The organism is Massilia timonae (assembly GCF_001866515.1).
GTDB lineage: Bacteria > Pseudomonadota > Gammaproteobacteria > Burkholderiales > Burkholderiaceae_D > Telluria > Telluria timonae.
The window spans coordinates 5,494,891-5,515,376 of sequence record NZ_JRYB01000001.1 but is presented as its reverse complement, the minus strand read 5'-3'; the positions used below and the strand labels follow the sequence as shown (position 1 = coordinate 5,515,376).

Annotated in this window: 18 protein-coding genes and 1 tRNA gene; 10 read left to right on the top strand and 9 right to left on the bottom strand. The window is 64.6% G+C overall.

What is annotated here, in order from left to right:
* Window positions 1–4: 4 nt before the first annotated feature.
* Both LO55_RS23505 and LO55_RS23500 read right to left on the bottom strand, forming a co-directional pair.
* On the bottom strand, window positions 5–466 hold the full coding sequence (locus LO55_RS23505) for a hypothetical protein (RefSeq protein WP_143054610.1): 462 nt from the start codon (window positions 464–466) through the stop codon (window positions 5–7).
* A gap of 195 nt (window positions 467–661) precedes the next feature.
* Window positions 662–1,267, bottom strand: coding sequence for a trimeric intracellular cation channel family protein (locus LO55_RS23500; RefSeq protein WP_005669569.1), 606 nt, complete (start codon window positions 1,265–1,267; stop codon window positions 662–664).
* A gap of 104 nt (window positions 1,268–1,371) precedes the next feature.
* Here LO55_RS23500 and LO55_RS23495 point away from each other — a divergent pair, with 104 nt between their 5' ends.
* On the top strand, window positions 1,372–2,412 hold the full coding sequence (locus LO55_RS23495; RefSeq protein ID WP_071363317.1) for a DUF1176 domain-containing protein: 1,041 nt from the start codon (window positions 1,372–1,374) through the stop codon (window positions 2,410–2,412).
* On the opposite strand, the gene LO55_RS23490 is transcribed toward LO55_RS23495, so the two are convergent.
* From LO55_RS23490 to trxB, 3 genes are all read right to left on the bottom strand, one after another.
* Window positions 2,413–4,593, bottom strand: coding sequence for an ATP-binding protein (locus tag LO55_RS23490; protein ID WP_071363316.1), 2,181 nt, complete (start codon window positions 4,591–4,593; stop codon window positions 2,413–2,415).
* Window positions 4,594–4,756: 163 nt separating this feature from the next.
* A complete protein-coding gene (locus LO55_RS23485) occupies window positions 4,757–5,434 on the bottom strand; it encodes a Smr/MutS family protein (RefSeq protein ID WP_005669573.1) in 678 nt (225 codons plus the stop codon).
* A 41-nt stretch (window positions 5,435–5,475) separates the two neighbouring features.
* Window positions 5,476–6,444, bottom strand: a complete 969-nt coding sequence (gene trxB, locus LO55_RS23480) for a thioredoxin-disulfide reductase (protein WP_005669574.1) — start codon at window positions 6,442–6,444, stop codon at window positions 5,476–5,478.
* A 216-nt stretch (window positions 6,445–6,660) separates the two neighbouring features.
* Here trxB and LO55_RS27310 point away from each other — a divergent pair, with 216 nt between their 5' ends.
* The 6 genes from LO55_RS27310 (at window position 6,661) to LO55_RS23450 (ending at window position 13,198) form a co-directional block, all read left to right on the top strand.
* Complete coding sequence (locus tag LO55_RS27310) at window positions 6,661–9,117, top strand: DNA translocase FtsK (RefSeq protein WP_071363315.1); 2,457 nt, start codon at window positions 6,661–6,663, stop codon at window positions 9,115–9,117.
* A gap of 17 nt (window positions 9,118–9,134) precedes the next feature.
* Window positions 9,135–9,773 carry an outer membrane lipoprotein chaperone LolA gene (lolA, locus tag LO55_RS23470; protein ID WP_071363314.1) on the top strand — a complete coding sequence of 213 codons (639 nt, stop codon included), beginning with the start codon at window positions 9,135–9,137 and terminating at the stop codon, window positions 9,771–9,773.
* An 87-nt stretch (window positions 9,774–9,860) separates the two neighbouring features.
* Window positions 9,861–11,183 (top strand): replication-associated recombination protein A, encoded by a 1,323-nt coding sequence (locus LO55_RS23465; RefSeq protein ID WP_005669579.1) that lies wholly within the window; start codon window positions 9,861–9,863, stop codon window positions 11,181–11,183.
* Window positions 11,184–11,395: 212 nt separating this feature from the next.
* Window positions 11,396–11,575 (top strand): hypothetical protein, encoded by a 180-nt coding sequence (locus LO55_RS23460; protein ID WP_071363313.1) that lies wholly within the window; start codon window positions 11,396–11,398, stop codon window positions 11,573–11,575.
* 127 nt (window positions 11,576–11,702) lie between these two features.
* Window positions 11,703–12,998 carry a serine--tRNA ligase gene (serS, locus tag LO55_RS23455; protein ID WP_071363312.1) on the top strand — a complete coding sequence of 432 codons (1,296 nt, stop codon included), beginning with the start codon at window positions 11,703–11,705 and terminating at the stop codon, window positions 12,996–12,998.
* Window positions 12,999–13,108: 110 nt separating this feature from the next.
* Window positions 13,109–13,198, top strand: a tRNA-Ser gene (locus tag LO55_RS23450).
* 36 nt (window positions 13,199–13,234) lie between these two features.
* On the opposite strand, the gene LO55_RS23445 is transcribed toward LO55_RS23450, so the two are convergent.
* The 4 genes from LO55_RS23445 to LO55_RS23430 are packed head-to-tail and all read right to left on the bottom strand — an operon-like array spanning window position 13,235 to window position 16,256.
* Window positions 13,235–13,744, bottom strand: a complete 510-nt coding sequence (locus LO55_RS23445; protein ID WP_071363311.1) for an arsinothricin resistance N-acetyltransferase ArsN1 family B — start codon at window positions 13,742–13,744, stop codon at window positions 13,235–13,237.
* 32 nt (window positions 13,745–13,776) lie between these two features.
* Window positions 13,777–14,493 carry an arsenical resistance protein ArsH gene (gene arsH / locus LO55_RS23440; RefSeq protein WP_071363310.1) on the bottom strand — a complete coding sequence of 239 codons (717 nt, stop codon included), beginning with the start codon at window positions 14,491–14,493 and terminating at the stop codon, window positions 13,777–13,779.
* A gap of 15 nt (window positions 14,494–14,508) precedes the next feature.
* Entirely contained in the window at window positions 14,509–15,789 is a 1,281-nt protein-coding gene (locus LO55_RS23435) for an arsenic transporter (protein WP_071363309.1), read from the bottom strand.
* A complete protein-coding gene (locus LO55_RS23430; protein WP_071363308.1) occupies window positions 15,783–16,256 on the bottom strand; it encodes an arsenate reductase ArsC in 474 nt (157 codons plus the stop codon). The genes LO55_RS23435 and LO55_RS23430 overlap by 7 nt, the downstream gene beginning before the upstream one ends.
* Window positions 16,257–16,357: 101 nt before the next feature.
* Here LO55_RS23430 and LO55_RS23425 point away from each other — a divergent pair, with 101 nt between their 5' ends.
* The 3 genes from LO55_RS23425 (at window position 16,358) to LO55_RS23415 (ending at window position 20,472) form a co-directional block, all read left to right on the top strand.
* Window positions 16,358–16,699: an ArsR/SmtB family transcription factor gene (locus LO55_RS23425; RefSeq protein ID WP_005669588.1), complete on the top strand. Its 342-nt coding sequence runs from the start codon at window positions 16,358–16,360 to the stop codon at window positions 16,697–16,699.
* Between the two features lie 113 nt (window positions 16,700–16,812).
* Window positions 16,813–18,318, top strand: coding sequence for a DASS family sodium-coupled anion symporter (locus LO55_RS23420; RefSeq protein WP_071363307.1), 1,506 nt, complete (start codon window positions 16,813–16,815; stop codon window positions 18,316–18,318).
* Between the two features lie 210 nt (window positions 18,319–18,528).
* Window positions 18,529–20,472 (top strand): hypothetical protein, encoded by a 1,944-nt coding sequence (locus LO55_RS23415; protein ID WP_071363306.1) that lies wholly within the window; start codon window positions 18,529–18,531, stop codon window positions 20,470–20,472.
* Window positions 20,473–20,486: the final 14 nt, after the last annotated feature.

Here is a 20,486-nt window from a genome sequence, read left to right as displayed (position 1 = left end):
TTGTCTATCTGGTGCCGGTCGAGGGTTGGCGGGGGAGGGTAGTTGGTCCCGGCCACTTTTTACGAATGGCGTCGAAGAAGACACCGTTCCAGGCCAGGACGATCCTGTTCTTGTTCCTGATGTAGGCGTAGGCGCAACTCAGCTCCACGACGGTAACGGGATTGGGCAAGCGCAGTCTATCGTTGTTTGTACGCGCATTTTCCCGGAGCTCGATATTCGTTTCCACGCTCTCGGCAAGGAAGCTCGATTCGGAGCAAACCCGACTGCCGAGTTCGATCTTTTCCCTACTGATAATCAGGTCCTTGCCGATCAAGGACCTTGCCTGATCTTCGCCGACGGAGATAGTCGCATAATCCAGCACGGATTTTATTTCCCACTCTCCGATGATGCTGGTGTCTCTTCCTGGTTCGCGAATGTCGCTTGCCACAGCCGGAATCGTGGACAGCAGATTGATGAAGACGAGCAAGATCCGATGGAGGTGCCGTAGGGTGAAAGAGCGACTCATGATCGGTGTCGAGCCTTTGTTTGCTCGTCGCACGAGTTTCTTCCGTGCGGAACGGGGCGCGCGCTCCTCCTCATTGGCAGAGCGCGAATATAGCACTGTGGTATTGGTAGTGATTGAGCTGAATTAACTCACGTAACTACCCGGGCGGCAGTGTCGTCAACGCCCCATCCGCATATCGAACTTCCACGTCAGCAGCCTGAGCCCGCTGATGAACAGGCAGCTCGACCACAGCGCGAAGTCGTGCGACACGCCGTATTTACCCATCAGCAGGAACAGCCAGTTGCCGAGGAAGGCGCAGATCGCATACGGTTTGCCGTCGCGGAACACCATCGGCACTTCGTTGCAGACGATGTCGCGCAGCACGCCGCCGAAGATCCCGGTGATCACGCCCATCATCGAGGCGATGAAGATCGGCATCTCGGCCGCCAGCGCCGCCGAGGTCCCGGCGATCGAGAACAGTCCCAGTCCCACCGCGTCGGCCACCACGATCAGGCGTTCGGACACGATCTGGCGCAGCGTGCGGATCAGCGGCGAGGCCACCAGCGCCAGCACGAAGATCGCGATCGCATACTCCTGGTGGGTGACCCAGAACAGGGGACGCTTGTCGAGCAGGATGTCGCGCAAGGTGCCGCCGCCGAAAGCGGTGATGAAGGCGACCGTGAATACCCCGACCAGGTCCATGCGCTTGCGTCGCGCCTCGATGAAGCCGGAAAACGCGCCGACCAGGATCGCCATGATTTCGATGAACTTGATGAGGGTCATGCAGCAGCAGGAAGCGGGAAGTGTTGTTAGACTACCATGCGCCCGCAGAGTTACGTAAGGTAAATCTGCGCCCCTGCCAACGACGACAGAAAGACGCTTCGCGCATGCGCCTCGCCTTGATCCCGATGGCGGCCCTGGCCGCCGCCAACTGCGCCATGCCGCTGCATGCGGCCGGCCTGCCGCAACTGTCCTTCCAGCACCACGACTGGGAACTCGTCTGCGACAATACCCGCACCTGCCGCGCCGCCGGTTACCACGCGGAGGACGGCCGCCATCCTCCGCTGTCCGTCCTGCTCGAACGCAGGTCCGGCCCGGGCGCGCCATTCGTCGGCAGGTTGCGGCTCGGCGAGGCCGATGACGGCATCGACCTGCCCGCGACGCTGGCGATGCAGGTCGACGGCCGCGCGCTCGGCACGGTCGAGCTCAAAGGCGACGAGTCGATCGGCAGCCTGAGCGCCTCCCAGACCGAGGCGCTGCTGCGCGCGGTGGCTGGCAGCGGCAAGGTCGCCTGGCGCGCGGGCGGACGCACCTGGAGCTTGTCGGGCAAGGGCGCGTCGGCGGTCCTGCTCAAGATGGATGAATTCCAGGGGCGTCTGGGCACGCCGGGCGCGGCCATGCGCAAGGGCGGCAGGCCGGAACGCGATGTATTGCCGCCGCTGCCGGCGCCGGTCGTCACGGCGGCGCCGGTCCCGGCTGGCGAACTGGCGCCGCCAGGCAAGGAAGACGAACGGATCCTGCTGGCGACGTTGCGCAAGACCGCCGGCAATGAGGACTGTGGCGACCTCGAGGCAATCGCCACCGGCGTGAGCAAGTTCGCTTACGCGCCGCTCACGTCGACGACGATGCTGGTCTCGGCGCGCTGCTGGCGCGGCGCCTACAACGAAGGGCACGGCTACTGGGTCGCCAATCGCAAGCCACCGTTCTCCCCGCAACTGGTGACGCAATCGGGCACCGACTACGACAAGGGCGTCATCGGCGCGGCGCACAAGGGGCGCGGCATCGGCGACTGCTGGGGCCACGACGAATGGGTGTGGGATGGGCGGCGCTTCGTGCACACGGCGTCAAGCACGACCGGCATGTGCCGCGGCATCGCCGCTGGTGGCGGCTGGACCTTGCCGACGCTGGTCAAGGAGGTCCGGCGCTGATCAGGCGCCGGCCAGCGGCAGGCGCAGGGTGAACACCACCCGCCCGTCCTCGTGGCGGTAGGCGATCTCGCCGCTGTGCTCGCGCACGATCTGCTGCGCGATGTACAGTCCCAGGCCCATGCCGGTGCGGTTGCGCGGATTGTTCAGCGAGGCGCGCTTGAAGGGATTGAACAGCGTCGCCACCGTCTCCGGCGCGATCGGCGCACCCGCGTTGCTTACCGCGACCGAGGCTTCGCCGTCGTGCGCCTTCAGGCAGACGGTCACCGGTTTGCCCGGCTCGCCATGGTGGCGTGCATTGCTCAGCAGGTTGGACAGCACCTGCGCCAGACGGCTGCTGTCGGCGTTCACCGTCGCGGCGTCGTCGCAGATCAGGTCGAGCGGGATCGATGGATAGGCCAGACGCGCCTCGTCCATCAGGTCGACCAGCAAGGCCTTGAGGTCGACCGGTTCGAGCGTCACGCCCAGGCCCATGCCGCGGTCGATGCGGCTCATGTCCAGCACCTGGCTGATCATGCGCTGCATGCGGTTGGTCGACGACTGGATGCGCTTGGCCAGCGTGGGCTGGTTGCCGCTGCCGGCCGAGCCGGTGCGTTCGAGCACCATGCCGGCCATATTGATCGAATGGAGCGGGTCGCGCAGGTCGTGGCCGAGCATGGCCAGCAGCTGCGCGCGCGTGGCCTCGGTCTGCGAGCGGTGCGCGTTCACCGCGCGCACCAGTTCGGCCAGTGTCAGGCGCGCATTGGCCAGCACGTTCGTCTCCCATGGATGGGCGCAGCCGCGCACGGTCTCGTGCCAGGCGTCGAACGAGCCGCGCGGCGTCAGGCGCTCGCCCAGCGGGCCGAGCGCCACGATCTTGTCGGGGCGGCCGCCCCAGGCCACGGTGTCGATCTGTTCGACGCGCAGCATGATGCACCAACCCTGGCCCAGCGGATCGAAGGGCAGGGCCAGCATGCCGGCCCATTTGCCGAGCCGCTCCCGCAGCGCCGGCGCCCAATCGGCCACCATTTCGCGCACCACCAGGTCGTGCTCGTTCTCGGGCAGCGAATCGACGATGGCCCGCGCCAGCTCCTCCGGCAGCTCGCCGTAGGCGGCGACCTTGCCGTGCTGGGTGGCGATCATCGCCTGCGATCCGGACGCCGCCATCAGCGCGCCGGCGTGCTGGCCCAGAGCGTCGAGCGGATCGTCGTCGAGCAGCAGCGATTCGACCAGGGCGGTGCGCACCCGGGCCGACTGCTCGGCCAGCGTCGCATCCTCGCGCGCTTCGATGCTGTGGATGGTCGAGGCCATCACCTGGGCCAGCACGTCGGCCGCCATGCGCACCGCATAGGGCACCAGCTTGGGCGACATGTGATGGCAGGCGATCAGGCCCCACAGGCGGCCGTTGATCACGATCGACACGCTCATCGACGCGCGCACATGCATGTTCTTGAGGTACTCGACGTGCACCGGCGACACGCTGCGCAGCACCGCGAAACTCATGTCGAGCGGCGCGGCGCCCGGCGCGCCGTGCAGCGGCACCGCGTTGTAGTCCATGTCGGCGATCACGCGCAGGGTGTTGAGCGTGTACAGGCGGCGCGCCTGGGCGGGAATATCCCCGGCAGGGTATCGTTGGCCGAGATACGGCACCAGGTCGTCGCGCCGGCTCTCGGCCACCACGTCGCCGCTGTCGTCGGCACGGAAACGGTAGGCCATCACGCGGTCGAAACCGGTGAATTCGCGCACCTGCTGGACGGCGGATGCGAGCAGGGCGTCGATGGTCTTCTGGCGGCGCAGGCGGTCGATCAGGCCGTGCGCCTTGATGGCGAAGCGCGACACTTCCTCGCTCGACGTCTCGCGCAGCTCGAATTCGGCGAGGATGCGCCCATGCTGCGCATGCACCACGCAGTCGTATTCGGCGTCGCCGATGGTGAGGCCGGCGGCCAGCGGCGCGGCGTCTTCGTCGTCGCGCGCGGCGATGCAGTCGGCGATCGCTTCCACCGCCGCCTGCGGCAGCGCCAGCGCGGCATACGACGAGCCCAACTGGGGGACGACACCGAGCAAGGCCGGAACGTTCCCGCTCCAGCCTTCGAGCTGACCATCATCCTGGAAGAACAGCAGCGCGCCGTGCGGCTGGATCGAGCCGGGAATATGGATAGGCTCGTCAGCACAGGATGACAGGTCGACCTGCCGTCCATGTTCCATTGGAACTGCTTGCGTTGCCTTCAATACACATCCCCTTTGTCGATCGGCCGGCATGTCCGGCGTCGAGGCATTCTACAATTAACGGACGAGTTCTGGACAAATTGCAACTGTGAAACGGCTGATTGTCACACGACCCGGTCGCCAGCGTCTATCTGGCGCAACATCAATCGTGCAGGGCAGGGCGCAGCAGGGCGATCAGGGCGCCATGGCCGCCGTCGGTGCGGCCGGCGGCGCAGAAGGCGATGACTTCGTTTTTTTGCACCAGCCAGCTGTGCACGATGCTGCGCAGCACCGGCTCGCCCTTGGGCGAACCGTAGCCGATGCCGTGGATGATGCGCACGCAGCGCACCCCGCGCCGGTTGGCGCGGTGCAGGAAATCGGTGAGGGCGTCGCGCGCGCCGTCGCGGGTCAGGCCGTGCAGGTCGAGCTCGTCCTGGATCGGCCAGTGGCGCTTGCGCAGCTTTTTCACGACGTCGGGGCCGACGCCGTCGCGCGCATAGCTCATGGACGGGTCTTCGTCGAGCATGCCCTCGACGTCGAACAGGTCCGACAGTTCATCCGACATCGAGGCGCGCAGCACGTCCGCCGTTTCTTCCTCGGGGGAGAGTTGCGCACGCGCCCGAGCGGCGCTGGGCGCCACGTACACCGGGCGGTGCACGTAGCGGTCGGATTCGGGCAGCTTGTGCACGCCTTCCATCGAGGTGCGGAATTCGACCGCCCGCTCGCGCGCGATGCGCTCGCGCTTCTCGCGCTCGGCCTGCTCGATGGCGCGCACGCGCTCTTCTTCCTTGAGCCGGTCGCGCAAGCCTTTCAGCTCGCCGAAATCCTTCATGCCCGCCATCGCTTTGCTACCTTCTTGTTGCGTTGATTACTTGAAGTCGCTTATTTGGGATCGTCCTCCAGCGCTTCCAGGTAGCGCTGGGCATCGAGCGCGGCCATGCAGCCGGTGCCCGAGCTGGTGATCGCCTGGCGATAGATGTGATCCTGCACGTCGCCCGCGGCGAACACGCCCGGCACGCTGGTCGCCGTCGCCATGCCTTCCAGGCCCGACTTGGTCACCAGGTAGCCGCCGCTGTGCATCTCGAGCTGGCCTTCGAAGATGCCGGTGTTCGGCTTGTGGCCGATCGCCACGAACAGGCCGTGCACGTTCAGTTCCTTGGTGGCGCCGTCGACCGCCGACTTCAGGCGCAGCGAGGTCACGCCGCTCTGGTCGCCCAGGACTTCGTCCAGGGTCTGGTTCAGCTCCAGCACGATCTTGCCTTCGCTGACTTTGTGCATCAGGCGGTCGACCAGGATCGGCTCGGCGCGGAACTTGTCGCGGCGGTGGATCAGGGTGACTTTCGAGGCGATGCCGGCCAGGTACAGGGCTTCCTCGACCGCGGTATTGCCGCCGCCGATGACCGCGACTTCCTGGTTGCGGTAGAAGAAGCCGTCGCAGGTGGCGCAGGCCGACACGCCGCGGCCCATGAAGGCCTGTTCCGACGGCAGGCCCAGGTACTGGGCCGAGGCGCCGGTGGCGATGATCAGGGCGTCGCAGGTGAAGGTATGGCTGTCGCCGACCAGGCGAATCGGCTTTTCGTTCAAATACGTCGTGTGGATATGGTCGAACACGATCTCGGTGTTGAAGCGCTCGGCATGCTGCAGCAGGCGCTGCATCAGTTCCGGACCTTGCACGCCCAGCGGATCGCCCGGCCAGTTCTCGACGTCGGTGGTGGTCATCAGCTGGCCGCCCTGTTCGACGCCGGTCACCAGCATCGGCTTCAGGTTGGCGCGGGCGGCGTACACCGCGGCGCTGTAGCCGGCTGGCCCGGAACCGAGGATGAGGACTTTGGCGTGTTTGGTAGTAGTCATGGCGGCGCTCTTTGCTTCACGTGGTTGTTATATGGACACACGGCAATTGGGGGCGGCCTGACAGGAATCAAGGGCCACCAGGGTCTGCCAGAGGGTGTCCGAAGAGCGCCGATTATAGTCGATGATGCAGATGTGCATGAATCGTAGGGGCAACGCGGCCGTATATCGCTTAGAATGGGCGGATCGTCGATAGTACTTACTTCCGCAGTACCTGTAATGAGCAAGAATAGCCAAGCCAGCACCTCCGGATACACCCGCACCCAGGCCAGCGCCACCGCCCGCCGCCCGCTGCCGGGCCGCCTCGCGCGCCTGCTGTCCGAGGCGCGCTGGATCGCCGGCGCCGTCGCCTTCCTGTATTTCGTCCTGATCCTGCTCAGCTATAGCAAGCTCGATCCCGGCTGGTCGCACGCCAACGTCGTGCCGCGCATCGCCAACCTGGGCGGGCGCGCGGGCGCCTGGCTGTCCGACCTGTTGCTGTTCATATTCGGCTTCTCGGCCTGGTGGTGGGGTGTGATCTTCCTGCGCCAGGTCTGGCGCGGCTGGCGCCGGCTCACCGACAAGCTCGGCACCAAGGTGGAGGAACCGCACCACGGCGAGATGTACGTGCGCTGGATCGGCTTCGCCCTGATGTTCGCCGGCAGCGTCGGCCTGGAATACCTGCGCATGTGGTCGTGGGACGTCGAGCTGCCGCGCGCGCCGGGCGGAGTGCTGGGCCAGCTGATCGGCCACGCCAGCCACGTCGCCTTCGGCTCGACCGGCGCGACCCTGCTCCTGCTGCTGCTGTTCTTCCTGGGCTTTTCGCTGTTCTTCCAGGTGTCGTGGCTGAACGTGGCCGAGCGCATCGGCGCCGTGTTCGATGGCACCATCGACTGGTTCCGCCTGCGCATGGAAGACATCGAGGACCGCCGCCATGGCGAAGCCGCCGCCGTCAAGCGCGACGAAGTGGTGGTCAACGAGCGCGCCAAGTTCACCGAAAAGCATGCGGACAAGCCGATCCCGGTCGTGAAGACCGAACCGTCGCTGGAGATCGCGCCGCCGGCGCCGAAGCCGGCCGCTGTGCCAGCGCCGCTGGCATCGGCCCAGGCGGTGGCGCCCACCATCAAGATCGAGCCGCAGATGGTCAGCGTGCCGAAATCCGAGCGCGCCGAGAAGGAGCGCCAGTCGCCGCTGTTCCAGGACATCAACGGCGACACCGGCCTGCCGCCGCTGGCCCTGCTGGACGATGCGCCGGCTGCGCAAGAGACGGTGGCGGTCGAGACGCTGGAGTTCACCAGCCGCCTGATCGAGAAGAAGCTGTCCGACTTCGGCGTCGAAGCCAAGGTCGTGGCCGCCTATCCGGGCCCGGTCGTCACCCGCTACGAAATCGAGCCGGCCACCGGCGTCAAGGGCAGCCAGATTGTCAACCTGGCGCGCGACCTGGCGCGTTCGCTGTCGCTGACTTCGATCCGCGTGGTCGAGACCATCCCCGGCAAGAACTACATGGCCCTCGAATTGCCGAATCCGAAGCGGCAGATCGTGCGCCTGACCGAGATCCTCGGTTCCAAGGTGTATGGCGACAGCGCCTCGAGCCTGACCGTGGCCCTGGGCAAGGACATCGCCGGCAAGCCGGTGGTGGCCGACCTGGCCAAGATGCCGCACCTGCTGGTGGCGGGCACCACCGGTTCGGGTAAATCGGTCGGCATCAATGCCACCATCCTGTCGCTGCTGTATAAAGCCGATCCGGCCGATGTGCGCCTGATCCTGATCGACCCGAAGATGCTGGAGATGTCGGTCTACGAAGGCATTCCGCACCTGCTGGCGCCGGTGGTGACCGATATGCGCCAGGCTGGGCACGCGCTGAACTGGGCGGTCAACGAGATGGAGCGCCGCTACAAGCTCATGAGTAAACTCGGCGTGCGTAATCTGGCCGGCTACAACGGCAAGATCCTCGACGCGGCCAAGCGCGAGGAACACATCCCGAACCCGTTCTCGATCACGCCGGACGCGCCCGAGCCGCTGGAAAAACTGCCGACCATCGTCATCATCATCGACGAGCTGGCCGACCTGATGATGGTCGTGGGCAAGAAGGTGGAAGAGCTGATCGCCCGTATCGCCCAGAAGGCGCGCGCGGCCGGCATCCACCTGATTCTCGCGACCCAGCGCCCGTCGGTCGACGTGATCACCGGCCTGATCAAGGCCAACATCCCGACCCGCATCGCGTTCCAGGTCTCGTCCAAGATCGACTCGCGCACGATTCTCGACCAGATGGGCGCCGAGACCTTGCTGGGCATGGGCGACATGCTCTACATGCCGCCCGGCACCGGCCTGCCGATCCGCGTGCACGGCGCCTTCGTGTCGGACGACGAAGTGCATCGAGTTGTAAAACATCTGCAGGAGCAGGGCGAACCCAATTATATTGAAGGCATCCTCGAAGGCGGCACCCTGGAAGAAGGGGGCGCTGACGGCGCGGTGGCGGGCGAGGGCGGCGGCGAATCCGACGCCATGTACGACCAGGCGGTGCAGGTCGTGCTCAAGAACCGCAAGGCCTCGATCTCGCTGGTGCAGCGTCACCTGCGCATCGGCTACAACCGGGCCGCCCGCCTGATCGAGCAAATGGAGCAGAACGGCATGGTGTCGCCGATGCAGTCGAACGGCAATCGCGACATCCTGGTGCCGACGGCAAGCGCCGAATAACAATAAAGGAACGCTGAATGCAATCAATGACCAAATTCACCTTTGCCGCGCTGGTGGCTGCGAGCGCCTTCGCTTTCCCGGGCCTGGCGAGCGCCGCCGCCCTCGACCAGTTCAAATCCTTCGTCGCCTCGACCCAGTCGGCCAAGGGCGAATTCACCCAGCAGCAACTGGGCAAATCGAAGAGTGGCAAGGCCACGCCCGCCTCGAGCGGCAGCTTCGTGTTCGCCCGCCCCGGCAAGTTCATCTGGACCTACCAGAAGCCCTACGAGCAAGTGCTGCAGGCCGACGGCGAAACCCTGTACATCTACGACAAGGACCTGAACCAGGTCACCACCCGCAAGCTCGGCAATGCGCTGGGCAGCTCGCCGGCCGCGATCCTGTTCGGCAGCAATAAGCTGGAAGAGAACTTCACGCTGAGCGAAGCCGGCGCGCGCGACGGCATGGAATGGCTGAACGCCACGCCGAAGGCCAAGGACACTTCGTTCGAGCAGATCAGCATCGGCCTCAAGGGCGGCGTGCCGATGGCGATGGAATTGAAGGACACCTTCGGCCAGACCTCGCGCCTGACCTTCACCAACTTCCAGCGCAACCCGCAACTGGGTGCGCAGCAGTTCAAATTCACGACGCCGCAGGGCGCCGACGTCGTGAACCAGTAAGCCATCAACGGGGCGTGCGCGCCGCGCGGCCCCGTCGTGCATCGGATACACTACGCCCCATGCACAACCATTCGCCTATCCGCATCCATGGCCACGGATGACCTGTTCAAGACCGAGCCGGCCGCGCCGCTGGCCGAAGCCCTGCGTCCGCGCACCATCGACGAGGTGGTCGGCCAGAGCCACCTGCTGGGCCCGGGCAAGCCGCTGAACCTGGTCTTCAAGTCCGGCAAGCCGCATTCGATGATCCTGTGGGGCCCACCGGGCGTGGGCAAGACCACGCTGGCGCGCCTGACCGCCTACGCCTTCGACTGCGAGTTCATCGCGCTGTCGGCGGTCTTGTCGGGCGTCAAGGACATCCGCGCGGCGATCGAGCAGGCCGAGCAGTACCTGGCCCGCGGCAAGCACACGATCCTGTTCATCGACGAGATCCACCGCTTCAATAAATCGCAGCAGGACGCCTTGCTGCCGTTCGTCGAAAGCGGCCTGGTGACCCTGATCGGCGCCACCACCGAGAACCCGTCGTTCGAAGTCAATTCGGCGCTGCTGTCGCGCTCGCAGGTCTATGTGCTGAAGGCATTGACCGACGCCGAGATGCGCCAGCTGCTGGCGCGCGCCCGCGAACAGGCCCTGCAGCACCTGGAATTCGACGAACTGGCGATCGACACGCTGGTCGGCTATGCCGACGGCGATGCGCGCCGCTTCCTGAACCTGCTCGAGCAGACCAGCACCTCGGCCAATACCGCCGGCACCAACCGCATCACCGCCGAGTTCGTCGAGAACGCGCTGACGCTCAACGCGCGCCGCTTCGACAAGGGCGGCGACAATTTCTACGACCAGATCTCGGCCCTGCACAAATCGGTGCGCGGCTCGCACCCTGATGCCGCCCTGTACTGGCTGTGCCGGATGCTCGACGGCGGGGCCGACGCCAAGTACCTGTCGCGCCGCATCGTGCGCATGGCCTGGGAAGATATCGGCATCGCCGATCCGCGCGCGATCCAGCTGGCCAACGACGCCGCCGCCACCTATGAGCGGCTCGGTTCGCCCGAAGGCGAGCTGGCGCTGGGCCAGGCCGTGGTCTACCTGGCGGTCGCATCCAAGAGCAATGCCGGCTACAACGCCTTCAATGCGGCGATGGCCTTCGTGCGCAAGGACAAGTCGCGCGAGGTGCCGGTCCACCTGCGCAATGCGCCGACCAAGCTCATGAAAGAGCTGGGCTACGGCCACGAGTACCGCTATGCGCATGACGAGCCGAACGCGTATGCGGCCGGCGAAACCTATCTGCCGGACGGGATGCCGGAGCCCGGCTGGTACCAGCCGGTGCCGCGCGGGATCGAATCGAAGATCGCCGAAAAGCTGGCATGGCTGCGCAGCCTCGACGACGAGGCGCGCGCGAACGGGGACGGTTCGTAGCCTTGTTCATGGCGCCGCTGGGTACGGCGCCTGTCCTTCTTCCTTCAACGGCGCGCAACGCGCCGGCATTGCGCGCCTGGTCCCGCATTGCTGCATTCTGCGCCGCGTTTCATGCGCTTCGTCGCAAGTCGATGGCGATTCCAGGGGCTGGTGGCTAAAGTACCACCATCGCAAAGCAATTCGCGAATCACCCAACCCCTGAAGGAGCCATCATGAACATCCGTAAAAACTTCGAAGCCCTGTTCCTCGCCGTCGCCGCCCTGGGCCTGGTCGTCAGCTTCGCCACCGCCAACGAGCGTCCGGTCGAGATCGCCGAAAGCACCGTGCCTGCCATCGACATGGCCAGCATCCAGACCGTGATCGTCAGCGCGCCGCGCCTGGCAGTCCGCTGAAACCGGCGCAAGCCGGTTTCAGGGGCGGCTTGACGAGGCCCCGGCAGCATGGTTGCCGAATCTCGCAAATAATGTTGGTCGGCTTGGTACAATTGTGTTTTCGATACACAGCCCAGTCCAACCAGACATGATTGACATCCAACTTCTCCGCAAAGACATCGACAACGTCGCCGCCCGCCTGGCGACCCGCAAGTACCAGCTCGATGTGGCCAGTTTCAATGCACTGGAGGCCGAACGCAAGGCGATCCAGACGCGCACCGAAGAACTGCAGGGCAAGCGCAATTCGCTGTCGAAGCAGATCGGCATGCTGAAGGGCAAAGGCGAAGACACGACGGCCGTGATGGCCGAGGTCGCCGGACTGGGCGACGAACTCAAGGCCAACGAAGTGGCGCTGGGCGAGGTCCAGGCCAAGCTGGCGAGCTTCATCGCCGCATTGCCCAACCTGCCGCACGAGAGCACGCCGGAAGGCAAGGATGAAAGCGCTAACCTCGAAGTGCGCAAGGTCGGCACGCCAACGGCGTTCGACTTCGAGGTGCGCGACCACGTCGACATCGGCGAGCGCCTGGGCCTGGACTTCGAAACCGCGACCAAGGTCACCGGCTCGCGCTTCTCGATGATGAAGGGCGGCATGGCGCGCCTGCACCGCGCGCTGGCGCAGTTCATGCTCGACACCCATACCGGCCAGCACGGCTATATCGAGTGCTACACCCCGTACATGGTCAACGCCGATTCGCTGCGCGGCACCGGCCAGCTGCCGAAGTTCGAGGCCGACCTGTTCTCGGTGAAGAAGGGCGGCGCGGAAGGCGAGGGCGAGAACTTCTACCTGATCCCGACCTCGGAAGTCTCGCTGACCAACGTCGTGCGCGACGAGATCGTGGCGCTGGACGAGCTGCCGATCAAGATGACCGCGCACACCCCGTGCTTCCGCTCCGAAGCCGGCAGCTATGGCCGCGACACCCGCGGCATGATCCGCCAGCACCAGTTCGACAAGGTCGAGTTGGTCCAGGTGGTGCATCCGGAGCAGTCGTACGCGGCGCTGGAAGAGATGGTCGGCCAGGCCGAGTTCATCCTGACCTCGCTCGGCCTGCCATACCGCGTGATGCAGCTGTGCACCGGCGACATGGGCTTCTCGGCCGCCAAGACCTACGACCTCGAGGTATGGCTGCCGGCGCAGAACACCTACCGCGAGATCTCGTCGCTGTCGAACTGCGAAGCCTTCCAGGCGCGCCGCATGCAGGCCCGCTTCCGCAATGCCGCCGGCAAGCCGGAACTGGTGCATACCCTGAACGGCTCGGGCCTGGCCGTGGGCCGCACCCTGGTGGCGGTGCTGGAGAACTACCAGCAGGCCGACGGCAGCGTCGTCATTCCTGAAGTGCTGCGTCCGTACATGGGCGGGCTGGAGCGTCTGGCGCCGGCTGCCTGAGTGGTGGCGTAGGGGAATCGTGCTTGCATGCACATTTTCCCCTTCCATTTTTCTCGAATGTGTCTATAATGGCGGTCTCTTGCAGCCCACTGCAAGGATCGACCAAAGCCGGAGAGGTGGCAGAGTGGTCGAATGTACCTGACTCGAAATCAGGCGTACGGGTGACCGTACCGTGGGTTCGAATCCCACCCTCTCCGCCAAGTATCATGAGAAAAGCCACCGCAAGGTGGCTTTTTTCATTCTGGAACGTCGCAGTGGAGCAGCAGCTGCCAATAGCCGACGTCCAGCCGGCGCCCGAACTTCAGGCCTACCTCGGCGAAATGGGCGACCTTGCGAAATCCCAGGCGTTCGTGCAGCACGACGCTGCGCTCGTTGGGCTGGGCGATGCCTGCGATGACCGTATGCAGTCCGCGGGTGCGCAGCTCGGCGAGCAGCCGTTCGTAGAGGCGCCGCCCGTGTCCGCGGCCCGCCAGCGCGGGATCCAGGTAGACGCTGCTTTCCACCGCATGGCGATAGGCCGGCCGGGCGCGCCATTTGGTGGCGTATGCATAGCCGGCCACCACGCCGTCGACCTCCAGCACCAGCCACGGCAAGGCGCCGTTCGTGACGTCCGCGATGCGCCCGACCATCTCGGCTTCAAGCACCGGCGCCTCCTCGAACGAGATCGTGGTGGTGGCGACGTAGTGGTTGTAGATGGCGCAGATGCGCGCGGCGTCCAGGCTGGAGGCGGTGCGGATGTCGGTCATGGCTTCATGGTAGCAGCTCAAGGAGCAGCAGATTACAAGCGCGCGATCTGGCGGTCGATCGCCCGGTTCGCCCGCTCGCTGCGTTCGCTGTAGCGGTCCGTCAGGTAATCGCTGCTGCCGCGCATCAGCAGCGTGATCTTGTAGAGCTCCTCCATGACGTCGACCACGCGCTCGTAGTAGGCGGACGGGCGCATGCGGTCGTCGTCGCCGAATTCCTTGTAGGCCATCGGCACCGACGACTGGTTCGGGATCGTGAACATGCGCATCCAGCGGCCCAGCAGGCGCAGGGTGTTGACCACGTTGAATGACTGCGAGCCGCCGCAGACCTGCATCACGGCCAGCGTCTTGCCCTGGCTGGGGCGCACCGAGCCCTGTTCGAGCGGGATCCAGTCGATCTGGTTCTTGAAGACCGCCGTCACCGCGCCGTGGCGTTCGGGGCTGCACCACACCTGGCCCTCGGACCAGATGCATAGTTCACGCAGCTCGGCCACCTTCGGGTGGGTATCGGGCGCGCTGCCCACCATCGGTAGCCCGGCCGGATCGAAGATCTTCACTTCGGCGCCGAAGTGGCGCAGGATGCGCGCCGCTTCTTCCGTCAGCAGGCGGCTGAACGAGCGCTCGCGCAGCGAGCCGTACAGCATCAGGATGCGCGGCGGATGGTCGACGCCGTCCGCGGGAGCGAGCCGCTTGGCGGCCGGCAGGTCGAGGCGCGCCGGATCGATATTGGGAAGGTCGGAAATCTTGTCCATGTTCGCTTTCAGTGTTCAGCCCAGGCGCAGCGCGAGCGCGCACAGCGTAAGCAGGAGGATCGGCAAGGTCAGCACCACGCCGACGCGCAGGTAGTAGCCCCACGAGATGCGGATGCCCTTGCTTGACAGGACGTGCAGCCAGAGCAGGGTGGCGAGGCTGCCGATCGGGGTGATCTTTGGACCGAGGTCGCTGCCGATCGCGTTCGCATAGATCATCGCCTCGCGCACGGCGCCGCCCGTGGCGCTGGCGTCGATCGCCAGCGCGCCGACCAGCACCGTCGGCATATTGTTCATGATGGACGACAGGCCCGCGGCGATGAAGCCGGCGCCCAGCGCCGCGCCCCAGACGCCGTAGGCGGCGCAGCGATCGAGCAGGGCGGCCAGGCCGTCGGTCAGGCCGGCGTTGCGCAGGCCGTACACCACCAGGTACATCCCGAGCGAGAACACCACGACCTGCCACGGCGCGCCGCGCAGCACTTCGCGCGTCGGGATGCGGTGGCCGCGCGCGGCGACGGCGAGCAGGATGGCGGCGCCGCCGGCGGCGACGGCGCTGATCGGCACGCCGGCGTCGTCCAGCCAGAAGAAGCCGGCCAGCAGCAGCGCCAGCACCCACCAGCCGGCATGGAAGGTGGCGCGATCGACGATCGCCTCGCCCGGCGCGCGCAGCTGGGCGAGGTCGTAGTCGCGCGGGATGTCCTTGCGAAAGAACAGGTACAGGACCGCCAGCGTCGCCGCCACCGAGACCAGGTTGACCGGGACCATGACCGCGGCGAAGCGCGCGAAACCGATGCCGAAGTAGTCGGCCGAGACGATGTTGACCAGGTTCGACACCACCAGCGGCAGGCTGGCGGTGTCGGCGACGAAGCCGGCCGCCATCACGAAGGCCAGCGTCGCGCGCGGCGGGAAGCGCAGCGCGGCCAGCATGGCGATCACGATCGGCGTCAGGATCAGCGCCGCGCCGTCGTTGGCGAACAGCGCCGCCACCGCGGCGCCGAGCAGCACCAGCAGCACGAACAGGCGCCGGCCGTCGCCCTTGCCCCAGCGCGCCACGTGCAGCGCGGCCCACTCGAACGAACCGGCGCGGTCGAGCAGCAGGCTGATGACGATCACGGCGATGAAGGCGCCGGTGGCGTTCCAGACGATGTTCCACACCACGGGGACGTCGGACAGCCCGATGACGCCGGTGAGCAGGGCGGCGAGGGCGCCTGCAGCCGCGCTCCAGCCGATGCCCAGGCCGCGCGGCTGCCAGATCACCAGCGCCAGCGTGGCGACGAAGATGAGCGCGGCGGTCAGCATGCGCCGATGCGGTCCAGCGCTTCCTCGAGCGCTGCGCGCTCGCCGGCCAGCTCGGCCAGCGGCAAGGCGAACAGCGCCTGGATGCGGGCCAGCACGATCGCGTAGGTCGCTTCGAAGGCGGCCGCGATGTCCGCGGGCGTTCCCTGCACCTCGCTCGGGTCGGCCAGTCCCCAGTGCGTGCGCACGACGTCGCCCAGGTAGGCCGGGCAGGTCTCGCCGGCGGCATTTCCGCACACGGTCACCACCACGTCCGGCGTGAGCGGCAGGTGGTGCCACGACTTGCTGGCATGGCCGTCCACTGCAATGCCATGGCGACGCAGCAGCGCGATCGCGTCCGGATTGATCCGGCCGGTCGGATGGCTGCCGGCGCTGATGGCCTTGAAGCCCGCCGGCGCGAGATGGTTGAACACGGCTTCGCTCAGGATCGAACGGCAGGAGTTACCGGTGCAGAGGAACAGGAAGTTCATGGGTAAGAAGGTGTCGGGTTAATCTCAACATTTCAATAGATATTGAGACGATGGGCCGACTATAATCGAGGCACTGAAATTCTTCAACTGGAATATCGAGGATGGAAACGAAACAGGTACTGGCGGCGCTCGCCGCCCTGGCCCAAGAGTCGCGGCTGGCGATCTTCCGCCTGCTGATCCAGGCTGGCCCATCGGGACTGCCGGCCGGGAAGATCGGCGAGGAACTGGGCATTGCCTCGTCGGCGCTGTCCTTCCACCTGAAGGAGCTGAGCCATGCCGGTCTGGTGACGGCGCGCCAGGAAGGGAGATTCGTCATCTACACAGCGCAGTTCGACACCATGAGCGAGCTGGTCGGCTTCCTCACCGAGAATTGCTGCGCCGGCGTTCCCTGCGGGATCGATGCGCCGGGCGGGGCGTGCCTGCCCGCGGCAGGCAATCGCTGAATACCTTCGCGGTTCCCGACCGCCATGGTCAACAATTGATGCATTGCAACATTCCTCTGCTAACATGTTAACCAGTAGTTGTTATCTGGTTACACCGTCAGGAAGGAATCGTCATGCTGTCGCAATTGCAGGCCATGTTTCGTTACTTTAGCCAGGCCGTGCCGTTCCGCCTGGTTCCCGCCCTCGTCACCACCTCCGTCCTCTTCACGCTACTGGCGCTGCCCCATCCCGAGGGGCTGAACCCCGATTCCTGGGGCCTGGTCGCCATCTTCCTCACCACCATCGTCGCCATCATCCTGAAGGTGATGCCGATCGGCGTCATGGCCCTGATGGCCATCGTCATCGTCTCGCTGTCGCAAGTGACTTCCGGTTCGTCCAAGGGCGCGATGGCCGACGCCCTGGGCAGCTTTTCGAGCCCGCTCATCTGGCTGATCGTGGTCGCCGTGCTGATCTCGCGCGGCCTCAAGAAGACGGGGCTAGGCGCCCGCATCGGCCTGCAGTTCATCGCACTGCTGGGCAAGCGCACGGTCGGCATCGGCTACGGGCTGGCCGTGTGCGAACTGGTGCTGGCGCCGTTTACGCCCAGTAATACCGCGCGCGGCGGCGGCATCGTGCACCCGATCATGAAGTCGATCGCCAGCGCCTTCGATTCCGATCCGGCCAAGGGCACGCAGGGCAAGGTGGGCACCTACCTGGCGCTGGTCAACTACCACGCCAATCCGATTACCTCGGCGATGTTCCTGACGGCCACCGCGCCCAATCCGCTGGTGGTCGACTTCGTCGCCCGCGCCAGCGGCCAGGGCTTTCACTTGAGCTGGACCACCTGGGCCCTGTGCATGGTGCTGCCGGGCCTGGTCTGCCTGTTCCTGATGCCGCTCGTCGTCTACCTGCTGGCGCCGCCCGAGCTCAAGCAGACGCCGGATGCGGTGCAGTTCGCGCGCAGCGAGCTGGCGCGCATGGGGCCGTTGTCGGCCAGCGAAAAAGTCATGCTCGGCACCTTTGGGCTGCTGCTGGTGTTGTGGGCGAACGTGCCGGCCATGCTGTTCGGGCCGGCGTTTACGCTCGACCCCACCGTGGTCGCCTTCCTCGGCCTGTTCACCCTGATCATCACCGGCACCCTCGACTGGGATGATGTGCTGTCCGAGAAAAGCGCCTGGGATACCCTGATCTGGTTCGGCGCGCTGGTGATGCTGGCCGAGCAGCTCAATAAACTGGGCGTCATCGCCTGGGCCTCGGACGGCATGCGCGACGCGATCGTCGCCAGCGGCATGGGGTGGGAGGCGGCGGCGACCGTGCTGGTGCTGGCCTTCGTGTTCTCGCACTACCTGTTCGCCAGCACCACGGCCCACATCAGCGCCATGATGTTCGCTTTTCTTTCGGTCGGGGCCGCGCTGGTGCCGGGGGAATACCTGATCCTGTTCCTGCTCATGATGACCGCCGCCTCGGCCATCATGATGACCCTGACCCACTACGCCACCGGCACCTCGCCGATCATCTTCGGCAGCGGTTACGTGACGATGGGGGTGTGGTGGCGCATCGGCTTCATCATGTGCGTGTTCGAGCTGGCGGTGTTCGCCGTGGTGGGTGGCGCGTGGTGGAAGGTCCTCGGTTACTGGTGAAGAGAACATACCGGAGAACATATCTGGCCTGGATCAGCACTGGCACCTCGGGAATTCGGGAGCGCCAGCATCAGCCAGTTACGGAACGATGTCGGAGCGCGAGTGTGGCAGCGAAGGCGCCACATATTGTCATGTGAAAAATCCTGATAACCCTGCTAGGTGCGGTCTTTCTTGCGTTCTATACACTAATCGGATTTCAGGGTAAACATCATGAGCGAGACAGGTGATTCACCGGCTATTCAGTTAGCGAAATTCTCCGAAATCGTTGGGCAGGATGATGCAGATGAACTCTTGCTGCAACTCACCGACGACATGCTTATCGACTTCGCCGCCAAGCTGGATCAGTCCGAAGCTGATTCGATTTGGGCAGCCGCAAACGATTTTGGTATTCAGTTTTATTCCGGGCCAGACTGCCTGATCCATCGGTTGGCCCAACTGACAGCGTCACGGCACCCGGGCGCCTGGAAAAAATTTCATTCGGCGTTAATTCAGCTGTCTTCTGCACGCTACATCGAATGGTGCCTGGCCCGTATCGAATCCATCGATATTAGCCACACCGGAAATGACGCAGTGATAGAGTTGCTGGACGAGGTGCTTCCATTGCTGGTCGCCACCGCAGTTCACGATGAAGCGTGCAAGTTGGTGAACGCTGTGCTGGACCTCAAATGTATCGACACCAAGTTCAAGTTTCTGAACCTGATCGCAGGAATAACGCTGGCCGATGGCCGTACCAACCCGATCGTCGCTTTTGCACGCGATGGTGATCCCCGGCTCGCGCATGCGATTGCATATTTCTGGGAGGACAGCTTTAACAGGACAGGAACGAAAACCTCTGGTCTGTGGACTGATAATATCGATTGGGGCTATCTGCGTGTGCTCCCGCCAGCCATCAAGCTGGTCGGTTCGCATTGTCCAGGCATGACCATGCTCGGGGCAGGCTATTCAGCAGGTATCCGCGCTTCCACGATTGGAGATGTTCAGGATGTATTGGACCGTTTGCATGGTGGAAGCCGGCATCCCGAATTCGCACCAATGGGGACACTGTGGTATTTCCTGAAACAACTGAGTGTACTGCGCGGGAGCGACAACGATACTGAGCGCAGCGGTGTGCGTGCAGGGCTTTTAGCGCTGGTAAAGCGTGATCCGGAGTTGTGGGTAAAAGCATTACGGTGGATATTGCTGCACGCAGAAGCGATCAAACAGGACGTGACCCTCATTAGCTGCGAACTCGCCCAGACCAACGAAGAAGTCAGGAACGGGTTACGGGTGTTGCAGGCAGATCCTGCCGTGTCAACGCTTGCCATGGGAATCCGTGCACTGGCCGAAGGCATCGTGGATCCGGCGGACAAGCATTCATTGGCATTGGCCGATTCACTGGCGCATTACTTCGACGGGACGCCGAAGTTTCCTTCGCCTTTGGCACTACGGTCTTCGACCTGGGTAGGCTCTGATCGGCTGGAAAAATATTTGCGCGACGGGGTAGCGCGGGCTTGTCACAAGTTTGCTGTCGATGTTCCCAATCAGTGGAAGAGCCAGGAAGAGGCGCTCACCGCTACTCTGATGACTTTGCTTGTCGAACAATTCGGCGAGAGCCGGAAGCTGTCAACCTATGCTCGTTCTGAGGCTTTTGGCATTCCTACCTTGAGATTGTCGCAGCGTGAGATATCCAAATCCGCGGAAGAGCCGACGTATGGTTGTGATCTCGCCTTCGTGGTAAGGGCTAGAGCGCAGGGAATCTACGCGCTTGACTGGGCCGGGCTCGTACAGGTGAAAAAGACATTGGCAGGCAATGAGAACGCCGCGATCGCAGATAGCTGGAAAATCGAAATCGCCCAGTTGAAGACATTGATTGGAAAGTGCGCTAGCGCGGTGTATTTTCTCATCTGCGGACACGGTGAAGTACTTGTCGTGCCGGCACGCCATCTACTGGGTTACGTAGCCGGAAGTTCGAAGAAAGGAGCCAAATCGCGCACGGTGGGGTACAACGAAATTCGGTCGGCAGCCATCCCGCTTGATCAATACCTGGTCGATCTGTTGATAGGGCAGTGGACCGGCAATGCATCCGATGCGATCATGACGTTTATTGACGGCAATTCAGGACTACGACCGAAGCATGTGGTGCAGGTCGAGATCCATTTTTCGCCGCGTCAGTGACGTTCAAGAGCCCT

Coding starts and splice junctions, on each gene's coding strand:
- LO55_RS23500 (WP_005669569.1), bottom strand. CDS start 1,267: ATGACCCTCATCAAGTTCATCGAAATCATGGCGATCCTGGTCGGCGCG.
- LO55_RS23495 (WP_071363317.1), top strand. CDS start 1,372: ATGCGCCTCGCCTTGATCCCGATGGCGGCCCTGGCCGCCGCCAACTGC.
- LO55_RS23490 (WP_071363316.1), bottom strand. CDS start 4,593: ATGGAACATGGACGGCAGGTCGACCTGTCATCCTGTGCTGACGAGCCT.
- LO55_RS23485 (WP_005669573.1), bottom strand. CDS start 5,434: ATGGCGGGCATGAAGGATTTCGGCGAGCTGAAAGGCTTGCGCGACCGG.
- trxB (WP_005669574.1), bottom strand. CDS start 6,444: ATGACTACTACCAAACACGCCAAAGTCCTCATCCTCGGTTCCGGGCCA.
- LO55_RS27310 (WP_071363315.1), top strand. CDS start 6,661: ATGAGCAAGAATAGCCAAGCCAGCACCTCCGGATACACCCGCACCCAG.
- lolA (WP_071363314.1), top strand. CDS start 9,135: ATGCAATCAATGACCAAATTCACCTTTGCCGCGCTGGTGGCTGCGAGC.
- LO55_RS23465 (WP_005669579.1), top strand. CDS start 9,861: ATGGCCACGGATGACCTGTTCAAGACCGAGCCGGCCGCGCCGCTGGCC.
- LO55_RS23460 (WP_071363313.1), top strand. CDS start 11,396: ATGAACATCCGTAAAAACTTCGAAGCCCTGTTCCTCGCCGTCGCCGCC.
- serS (WP_071363312.1), top strand. CDS start 11,703: ATGATTGACATCCAACTTCTCCGCAAAGACATCGACAACGTCGCCGCC.
- LO55_RS23445 (WP_071363311.1), bottom strand. CDS start 13,744: ATGACCGACATCCGCACCGCCTCCAGCCTGGACGCCGCGCGCATCTGC.
- arsH (WP_071363310.1), bottom strand. CDS start 14,493: ATGGACAAGATTTCCGACCTTCCCAATATCGATCCGGCGCGCCTCGAC.
- LO55_RS23435 (WP_071363309.1), bottom strand. CDS start 15,789: ATGCTGACCGCCGCGCTCATCTTCGTCGCCACGCTGGCGCTGGTGATC.
- LO55_RS23430 (WP_071363308.1), bottom strand. CDS start 16,256: ATGAACTTCCTGTTCCTCTGCACCGGTAACTCCTGCCGTTCGATCCTG.
- LO55_RS23425 (WP_005669588.1), top strand. CDS start 16,358: ATGGAAACGAAACAGGTACTGGCGGCGCTCGCCGCCCTGGCCCAAGAG.
- LO55_RS23420 (WP_071363307.1), top strand. CDS start 16,813: ATGCTGTCGCAATTGCAGGCCATGTTTCGTTACTTTAGCCAGGCCGTG.
- LO55_RS23415 (WP_071363306.1), top strand. CDS start 18,529: ATGAGCGAGACAGGTGATTCACCGGCTATTCAGTTAGCGAAATTCTCC.